We start from the raw sequence: 8,060 nt of genomic DNA on the forward strand, positions 1-8,060 counted from the left end.
GCTCGCGCGTGCGCTGACGGCCGCCGAGCGCCTCGCCGTGTGGGACGCCGACCGCCGCGCGGACGAGGCCCTCACGCGGTTCGGGGCGCCGCGGGACACGGACCGGCGGCTCGCCGAGCTGTCCGTCGGCGAGCGGTACCGGGCGCGGCTCGCGTGCCGCATCGCGCAGCGGCCCGACGTCCTGCTGCTGGACGAGCCGACGAACCACCTCGACGTCGACGGCATCGAGCACCTCACCGAGGAGCTGCGCCGCTGGCCCGGGGTCGTGGTCATCGTCACGCACGACCGCCGCCTCCTCGACGACGTGATGACGGCGATCCTCGACCTGGACCCGTCCGTCGACGGACGGCCGACCCTCTACGGCGAGTCGAGCTACGCGACGTACCGGTTCCAGCGCTCGCAGGCGCTGCGGCGGTGGCGGGCGCGGTACGCCGCCGAGCGCAAGCGCGCCGCGACCCTGGCGGAGCGGCTGGACGAGGCCTACGAGGGCCTCTCGGACGAGTGGCGGCCGCCCAAGGGATCGGCCAGGCACGGCAGGGCGACGCGGGCGCGGATCCACGTCAAGGCGGCGGACCGCCTGGTGCAGCGGCTCGAGGCGAGCGCGGTGGAGGTCCCCGTCCCGCCGCTCGAGCTCTCCTTCCCCGACCTGCCGGCCCTGCCCCCGGGCGCGGACGGCTCGCGCTCCCTCCTGGAGGTCCGGGGCGTGCACGTCCCCGGACGCCTCGACCTGCCGGGCGTGCGCGTGGACCTGCCGCCGTGCGGCCGGCTGCTCGTCACGGGCCCCAACGGCGCCGGCAAGTCGACCCTCCTCGGCGTGCTCGCCGGCGCCGTGCCGTCCGTCCGGGGCGTCCGGCACGTCGCCCCCGGCGTCCGGCTCGGGCTGCTGGGCCAGGACGACGACGCCGACGTCGTGCCGCCCGCGCAGGACGGGGGTCCGGTGACGGGCTTCGAGGTGTACGCGGCGCACGCGCTGGCGCTGCTCGAGGCGGGTGCCCTCGACCCCGAGCGGCTCGTCCCCGTGGCGTCGCTGGGACTCCTGACCGAGGAGGACCTGGACCGCCCGCTGGCGGAGCTCTCGGTCGGTCAGCGGCGACGGTTCGCCCTCGCCCGGGCGCTGCTCGCGGCGCCGCACGTGCTGCTGCTCGACGAGCCGACCAACCACCTGTCCGTCGCGCTCGTCGACGAGCTCACGCAGGCGCTGCTGTCGACCAGCGCGGCGGTCGTCGTCGCGACGCACGACCGCGCGCTGCGGCGTGACCTGGCCGGCTGGCCCGAGCTCGCCCTCTGAGCGCGCGGGTCAGGGCAGGCGGCCCACGTGCGCCATCGCCTGGCGCAGCAGGTAGCCGTGGCCGCCGGTCATCTCGACCTGGACCTGCTCGCCGCAGGCCTCCTCGGGCGTGAGCCACGCGAGGTCCAGCGCGTCCTGCTGCGGCTGGCAGTCGCCCGAGACCGGCACCACGTACGCGAGCGAGACGGCGTGCTGGCGGGGGTCGTGGTACGGCGTGACGCCGGGCGTCGGGAAGTACTCCGCGACCGTGAACGGCTGCGGCGCCGCAGGGATCTGCGGCAGGGCGACCGGCCCCAGATCCTTCTCGAGGTGTCGCAGCAGCGCGTCGCGCACGCGCTCGTGGTACATCACGCGCCCCGAGACGAGGGCGCGGGTCATCACGCCGGCGCCGTTGACCCGCAGGAGGAGGCCCACGGCGACGACGTCGCCGCTGTCGTCCACGCGCACCGGCACCGCGTCCACGTACAGCAGGGGCAGCCGCGAGCGCGCCGTCGCGAGCTCGCGCGCGCTCAGCCAGCCGTCCGGCCGGGGGTCCTCGGGGTAGTCGGCGGTCTCCGTCACGACCGGCAGCCTATTGCGCGGGGAGCAGGGCCCGCGAAGCGCACGGGGCCGGCGACGGGAGGCGGCGGGGCGCCACCGCGGGCCGACGGCGGTGAGCCGGGCGGAATATCACCCGGCCGCGTGCGTTGACGAGGGTGACGACGAACGAGAGGAACACCATGGCGACCGTCGAGCTGACCGAGTCCGACTTCGAGAAGACCGTCACGAGCAACGACATCGTGCTCGTCGACTTCTGGGCCTCCTGGTGCGGTCCGTGCCGCCAGTTCGCCCCCGTCTTCGAGGAGTCGGCCGGCGAGCACCCCGACGTGGTCCACGCCAAGGTCGACACCGAGGCGGAGCAGGGCCTCGCGGCCGCGGCGAACATCACCTCGATCCCGACGCTCATGGCGTTCCGCGACGGCATCCTGGTCTTCAACCAGGCCGGCGCCCTGCCCAAGCAGTCGCTCGAGCAGGTGGTCCAGGCGGTCAAGAGCCTGGACATGGACGCGGTCCGGGCGGAGCTCGCGGAGCAGGCCAAGGCCCACGAGGCCGAGCACGAGCACGCGCACGACCACCAGCACTGACCTACGGAGCCCGCTCGGCGGGTGGACGACACAGGAGGGCGCGGGCGACCGCGCCCTCCTGGCGTGTCCGGGTGCTCGCATGCGCGTGTGCTCGACGGAGCGCTCAGCGGGCGAGGAACGCCGTGAGGGCGGCCGCGAGCTCGTCGGGCGCCTCCTCGGCCATGTGGTGACCGCTCGTCACCGGGGCCCCGCTGACGTCGTCGGCCCACTCCCGCCACACCTGCCGCGGGTCCCCGTAGAGCGTCGCCATGTCGTCGAGCGTCGACCACAGGACGAGGACGGGGCAGCGCAGCCGCCGTCCTGAGGCCCGGTCGGCGTCGTCCGCGGCCCGGTCGACGCCGAGCCCCGCGCGGTAGTCCTCGCACATGGCGTGGACCGTCGCCGGGTCGGCGACCGCGGCCATGAGGTCGGCGTGGTTCTCGGCGCCCATGAGCGCGGGGTCGGCCTGCAGGGCGTACCAGCCGGCCGGGTCGCGGAGGATGACGTCCTCGGCCGGCCGCACCGTCTGCCCCAGCCAGAACCAGTGCCACCACAGCTGCGCGAAGCGCGCGTCGGCCCGCAGGAGCGCCGCGCCGATGGGCACGGCGTCCAGGACCGCCAGCCGGGTCACGCGGTCCGGGTGGTCGGCGGCGAGCCGGTGGGCGACGTAGGCGCCGCGGTCGTGCCCGACGACGGCGAACCGCTCGTGCCCGAGCAGGTCCATGAGGGCGACGACGTCGCCCGCCATCGCGCGCTTGGAGTAGGGACGGTGCTCGTCGTCCGACGGCGGCGCCGACGAGCCCCCGTAGCCGCGCAGGTCCGGGCACACGACGGTCCAGCGGGTCGCGAGCAGCGGCGCCACGCGGTGCCAGGTCGTGTGGGTGCGCGGGTGACCGTGCAGGAGGACGACCGGCTCGCCCACGCCCCCGGTGCGGTAGCGCACGACGACGTCGCCCACGGCCGCCGTCGCCAGCTCGAAGCCCTCGAGCACCCCTGCCTCCTCCGACCGCAGCCCGCCGTCCCGACCCGACCATGGTCGAGGAGGGGCTGCCGCACGGCATCCCGGGTGCGGCTTCGGCCCGGATCGCTCATGCTCGGACGGACGACGACGGACGACGGACGCCCGGCAGGGCGAGAGGGCGGGGTGACGTGAGGTTCGCCGCCGACCTCGGCCGGGTCCCCGCCTGTCGTCACTGGGCCGTCGAGCTCGCGCGTGCCGAGGGCGCGTCCGAGCACGCGCTGCGCCTCGTGGCGCTCCTGACCACCGAGGCCGCGACGAACGCGGTGCGGCACGGCCCGCCCGGGGGCGAGGTGCGGCTGGAGCTCGTGCGCCGTGGCGACCGGGTCCGCATCTCGGTGCGCGACGCCTCGCCCTCGCTGCCGGTGGTCAAGCACGTCGAGCCGAGCTCGCCGGGCGGGCGCGGGGTCATGCTCATCGACGTGCTCTCGGGCGACTGGGGTGTCGAGCAGGAGTCCGGCGGCACCAAGACCGTGTGGTTCGAGGTGCCGCTCGCCGCCGAGGGCCCGGACCTCGGCTGACCGAGGGTGCGCGAGGCGGGAGTCGAACCCGCACGCCCGAGGGCACCAGGACCTAAACCTGGCGCGTCTGCCGATTTCGCCACTCGCGCTCGGGCCGAGCCTAGGGTCAGTCGAGCCCCAGGTCCCGCCGCAGCTTGGCGACGTGGCCCGTCGCCTTGACGTTGTACTGCGCGAGCTCGACCGTGCCGTCCGCCCCGACGACGACGGTGGACCGGATGACGCCCTCCACGGTCTTGCCGTACAGCTTCTTCTCGCCGTAGGCGCCGTAGGCGTCGAGCACCGCCCGGTCGGGGTCGGAGCCCAGCGGGTACGTCAGCGCGGCCGACTCGGTGAACTCGGCGAGACGCGGCACCGGGTCGGGGGAGACGCCGAGGACGGTGTAGCCGGCTGCCTGCAGGGAGCCGAGCGAGTCCCGGAAGTCGCACGCCTGCGTGGTGCAGCCGGGCGTCATGGCGGCGGGGAAGAAGAAGATCACGACGCGGGTGCCGCGCTGCTCGGAGAGCGTGAAGCGGCCGCCGTCGGCGGTGGGCACGGTGAAGTCGGGTGCGGCGTCACCGACGGACAGGCGGGGCATGGTCCTCCTCGGGGTGGGCCGCCCAATGTACCGTCGGCGACGTGACATCCCCGGTCCCGTCCGACCCTCCGCGCCCGCCCGTCCGGATGCTGCACGACCGCGTGCTCGTCCGTCTCGACGCCGAGTCCGCCGAACGCCTCTCCACGTCCGGCATCGTGATCCCGGCCACCGCGACCATGGGCAAGCGGCTCGCCTGGGGCCTCGTGGTCGCGACCGGCCAGCACGTGCGCCAGGTCGCCCACGGCGACCGGGTCCTGTTCGACCCGGAGGACCGGGCGGAGGTGGAGCTGGCCGGCGTCGACTACCTCCTGCTGCGGGAGCGGGACATCCACGGGGTCGCGGAGCCGGAGACCGGCGGCGAGGGCACCGGCCTCTACCTCTGAGCGCCTCGACCCGGCGAGGTCCGGGCACCGGGAGTGCCCAGGGCCCCGACCACGGCCGCGCACGACCTCGTCCCGCGCCGGCCCGCCCGTGACCAGGCACCGCGCCGCGCGGCGGACGTGTGAATTCCGTGCGACCCGTTGCGTGCGGCGTCCGCAGGTGGTGTTGTGTGACGGTTGGGCACAGCGAGGGGAGGGTCGGGCGATGGGTCTGGAGACCGAAGTGGGCAACGACGAGGCAGTGACCGGGCTCGAGCCCGAGCCGGCGGCCGTCGAGGCCGTCGAGCAGGCGGACACCGAGGCGTCGACCGAGGTGATGAGCCTCCTCGCCGAGGGCGTCCCGCTCGCCCTCCTGGCGGACCTCGCCAACCCGGACGGCCCGGCGTCGCCCGCGATCCTCGAGGACGAGGGCCTGCCCGAGGTCGCGTGGTGGGACGAGGAGCACGGTGCCCCGGAGCACGAGGCCGCGCCGCAGGACGCCGACGGCGGCGAGGCGCAGGCCTGAGCGGCTGAGGGCAGCCACCGCGCCGCGGAGCCGCTGACCAGCGGTTTCGCGTCTCCGCATGCTCGGTGCTAACCTCGTGCACCGCGCGCCATTAGCTCAATTGGCAGAGCAGCTGACTCTTAATCAGCGGGTTCGGGGTTCGAGTCCCTGATGGCGCACACGTCGGAAGGCCGGGTCCCCTCGCGGGGCCCGGCCTTCGTCGTTCCTCGCGCTACCCCTCCTCGGCCTGCGACTCCCCGAGGGGCAGCAGCTGGTCGACGCCCGTGATCGTGAGGAGCTCCCGGAGCATCCACGGCGCGTTGTCGAGGCGCACCGGGTAGCCGTTGGCCTCCGCGTCACGCGCGAGCCGCACGAGGATGGACATCCCCGTCGAGTCGATGAAGGTCACGTCGCGTGCGTCGATGACCACGGGCAGGGCGCGCTGGGCGACCGTCTGGCACAGCTCGCTCACCGAGCGACGTACCGAGAGGTCGATCTCGCCCCAGGCTCGGACGACGGATCGGTCGGGCTCCGCGACCAGAGCCATGCCCGACATCTCGTCGTCCTGGGTCTGTGCTCCCGCCATGAGAGTCCCTTCTCGTGTGCAGCCCTCCTCAGGATCAAACCGCACACCGGCCCCGTTGGCACTGCGGCAGCGCTCCCACATGTGCGGCGCGGCCGGGGCGCGCAGCGCGCCCCCGGGTGGCGCCCAGCCCACGTCGGCGGTCGGGCCGCGCCGCGGACCGTACAGTGACCGGGTGAAGATCGCCCTCGCCACCTGTGCCGCCCTCCCCACCCTCGACGCCGAGGAGAGCCCCCTGCTGGGCGAGCTCGAGCGGCGGGGCGTCGACGTCGAGGCGGCCGTCTGGGACGACCCCGCCGTGGACTGGGCGGCCTACGACCTCGTCGTCATCCGGTCCACGTGGGACTACGCGACGCGCCAGGCGGAGTTCGTGGCCTGGGCGGACCGCGTGGAGTCCGTCACCACCCTGGTGAACCCCGCGCCCGTGGTGCGCTGGAACACGGACAAGCACTACCTGGCCGAGCTGGAGCGGGCCGGCGTGCCGATCGTGCCCACGATGTGGCTCGAGCCCGAGCGTCACCTGTCGTCGCGCGCGCTGCACACGCGGTTCCCGGCCCACGGCGACTTCGTCATCAAGCCGGCCGTCTCCGCCGGGTCCGTGGACACCGGGCGGTACACCGCGATCGACGCAGGCTCCCGCGGGCTGGCCATCGCGCACGCCCGGCGGCTCCTCGAGGCCGGGCGCACCGTGATGGTGCAGCGCTACCTCACGAGCGTGGACACCGTGGGCGAGCGCGCGCACATCTTCATCTCGGGCGAGTACTCGCACAGCGTCCGCAAGGGCGCGATGCTCACGGGTCCCGACCTGGGCGGGACGGGCCTCTACAAGGAGGAGCGGATGAGCCGCGTGGAGGCGTCCGACGTCGAGCTCGACATGGCGCGTCACGTCATCGCCACGGCGACCGGCCTGCTCGCGCAGTCCGGAGGCGACCTCCCGTCGCAGCCGTTCCTGTACGCGCGCGTGGACCTCGTGAGCGGCGACGACGACCAGCCGGTCCTCATGGAGCTCGAGACGGTCGAGCCGTCGCTCTTCATGAGCCTGGGCGACGGCGCCGTCGAGCGGTTCGCGACGGCGATCCTCGAGCGTGTGCCCGGAGCACCCGCCGCGACTGTGTAGACTTCTCGCCGGTCCGTGACCGCCGCGCGAGCGGCCGGTACGGGGCCGTGGTGGCTATAGCTCAGTTGGTAGAGCACCTGGTTGTGGTCCAGGGGGTCGCGGGTTCAAGTCCCGTTAGCCACCCCACCGTCCTGAGACGTCGAACGGCACCTGGCATCGCGCCAGGTGCCGTTCGTGCTCCAGGGACGTCCCCGCTCGGCCGCGGTCAGGGGGCGGGCGCGGAGCGGCGCACGCTCGTCGCCGCGATGTCGGCGGCGATCTGCTTCGCGGTCGCCGAGTCGGGTCCCGGCTGGGGCACGAGCATCGCGGCACGGTAGTAGCGCAGCTCGTCGATGCTCTCGAGGATGTCGGCGAGCGCACGGTGGCCGCCGGTCTTCGCCGGCGAGGCGAAGTAGATCCGCGGGTACCACCGGCGTGCGAGCTCCTTGACGGAGGAGACGTCGATCACCCGGTAGTGCAGGTGGTCGACGAGCTCGCGCATGTCACGGTCGAGGAAGGTCTTGTCCGTGCCGACGGAGTTGCCCGCGAGCGGTGCCTTGCGGGCCTCGGGCACCCACTCCTTGATGTACGCGAGGACCTGCTGCTCGGCCTCCTCGAGCGTCACGCCGTCGGCGAGCACGTCGAGCAGCCCGGACGTCGTGTGCATGTCCCGGACGAAGGGCTCCATCTGCTCGAGCGCACCCGCGGGCGGCGCGACGACGACGTCGACGCCGTCACCCAGGACGTTCAGCTCGGAGTCGGTCACGACGGCGGCGACCTCGATGAGCGCGTCGCGCTCGAGGTCGAGACCGGTCATCTCGCAGTCGATCCAGACGATCCGGTCGTTCGGCGCAGCAGGGCTCACGCGGTCACTGTACGGGTTCCCCGTTGCGGGGAGCCGGTGGTCCACCGGCGGCGGGCCCGCCCGGCGGGGGCGGGGCCGGGTCGGTGGGCGGACGTCCGGGGAGCGTCCCGGCGAGCCACGCGCCGACGCCGACGGCGGCGGCCGCGGC

General features: G+C 74.3%; 11 protein-coding genes and 3 tRNA genes. 8 read left to right on the top strand and 6 right to left on the bottom strand.

Annotated elements, in window-relative coordinates:
- The coding region (locus ICW40_RS10460) for an ATP-binding cassette domain-containing protein (RefSeq protein WP_221653769.1) at positions 1-1,288 on the top strand (1,288 nt) is incomplete at its 5' end.
- Positions 1,289-1,297: 9 nt separating this feature from the next.
- On the opposite strand, the gene ICW40_RS10465 is transcribed toward ICW40_RS10460, so the two are convergent.
- A complete protein-coding gene (locus tag ICW40_RS10465) occupies positions 1,298-1,849 on the bottom strand; it encodes an NUDIX hydrolase family protein (protein WP_221653770.1) in 552 nt (183 codons plus the stop codon).
- A 158-nt stretch (positions 1,850-2,007) separates the two neighbouring features.
- On the opposite strand from ICW40_RS10465, the gene trxA reads away from it, so the two are divergent.
- Positions 2,008-2,412 (top strand): thioredoxin, encoded by a 405-nt coding sequence (gene trxA, locus ICW40_RS10470; RefSeq protein ID WP_221653771.1) that lies wholly within the window; start codon positions 2,008-2,010, stop codon positions 2,410-2,412.
- Positions 2,413-2,515: 103 nt separating this feature from the next.
- Here the strand turns inward: trxA and ICW40_RS10475 are convergent, their stop codons facing one another.
- Positions 2,516-3,382, bottom strand: coding sequence for an alpha/beta fold hydrolase (locus ICW40_RS10475; protein ID WP_221653772.1), 867 nt, complete (start codon positions 3,380-3,382; stop codon positions 2,516-2,518).
- A gap of 158 nt (positions 3,383-3,540) precedes the next feature.
- On the opposite strand from ICW40_RS10475, the gene ICW40_RS10480 reads away from it, so the two are divergent.
- On the top strand, positions 3,541-3,930 hold the full coding sequence (locus tag ICW40_RS10480; RefSeq protein WP_221653773.1) for an ATP-binding protein: 390 nt from the start codon (positions 3,541-3,543) through the stop codon (positions 3,928-3,930).
- A gap of 7 nt (positions 3,931-3,937) precedes the next feature.
- Here the strand turns inward: ICW40_RS10480 and ICW40_RS10485 are convergent.
- Both ICW40_RS10485 and ICW40_RS10490 read right to left on the bottom strand, forming a co-directional pair.
- A tRNA-Leu gene (locus ICW40_RS10485) sits at positions 3,938-4,019 on the bottom strand.
- A 17-nt stretch (positions 4,020-4,036) separates the two neighbouring features.
- The gene (locus tag ICW40_RS10490) at positions 4,037-4,504 is read right to left on the bottom strand and encodes a peroxiredoxin (protein WP_221653774.1); all 468 of its coding nucleotides are present in this window, start codon (positions 4,502-4,504) and stop codon (positions 4,037-4,039) included.
- 86 nt (positions 4,505-4,590) lie between these two features.
- On the opposite strand from ICW40_RS10490, the gene ICW40_RS10495 reads away from it, so the two are divergent.
- The 3 genes from ICW40_RS10495 (at position 4,591) to ICW40_RS10505 (ending at position 5,547) form a co-directional block, all read left to right on the top strand.
- Positions 4,591-4,887, top strand: coding sequence for a GroES family chaperonin (locus ICW40_RS10495; RefSeq protein ID WP_221653779.1), 297 nt, complete (start codon positions 4,591-4,593; stop codon positions 4,885-4,887).
- 202 nt (positions 4,888-5,089) lie between these two features.
- Complete coding sequence (locus ICW40_RS10500; RefSeq protein ID WP_221653775.1) at positions 5,090-5,389, top strand: hypothetical protein; 300 nt, start codon at positions 5,090-5,092, stop codon at positions 5,387-5,389.
- Positions 5,390-5,474: 85 nt separating this feature from the next.
- Positions 5,475-5,547: transfer RNA gene (locus ICW40_RS10505), tRNA-Lys, on the top strand.
- 53 nt (positions 5,548-5,600) lie between these two features.
- Here the strand turns inward: ICW40_RS10505 and ICW40_RS10510 are convergent.
- Entirely contained in the window at positions 5,601-5,954 is a 354-nt protein-coding gene (locus ICW40_RS10510; RefSeq protein ID WP_221653776.1) for an STAS domain-containing protein, read from the bottom strand.
- A 172-nt stretch (positions 5,955-6,126) separates the two neighbouring features.
- On the opposite strand from ICW40_RS10510, the gene ICW40_RS10515 reads away from it, so the two are divergent.
- Both ICW40_RS10515 and ICW40_RS10520 read left to right on the top strand, forming a co-directional pair.
- A complete protein-coding gene (locus ICW40_RS10515; RefSeq protein WP_221653777.1) occupies positions 6,127-7,068 on the top strand; it encodes an ATP-grasp domain-containing protein in 942 nt (313 codons plus the stop codon).
- A gap of 50 nt (positions 7,069-7,118) precedes the next feature.
- Positions 7,119-7,194, top strand: a tRNA-His gene (locus ICW40_RS10520).
- A 79-nt stretch (positions 7,195-7,273) separates the two neighbouring features.
- Here the strand turns inward: ICW40_RS10520 and orn are convergent.
- A complete protein-coding gene (orn, locus tag ICW40_RS10525) occupies positions 7,274-7,912 on the bottom strand; it encodes an oligoribonuclease (protein ID WP_221653778.1) in 639 nt (212 codons plus the stop codon).
- Positions 7,913-8,060 lie beyond the last annotated feature (148 nt).

Origin of the sequence: Actinotalea ferrariae (assembly GCF_019733465.1) — a bacterium.
Classification (GTDB): domain Bacteria; phylum Actinomycetota; class Actinomycetes; order Actinomycetales; family Cellulomonadaceae; genus Actinotalea; species Actinotalea ferrariae_A.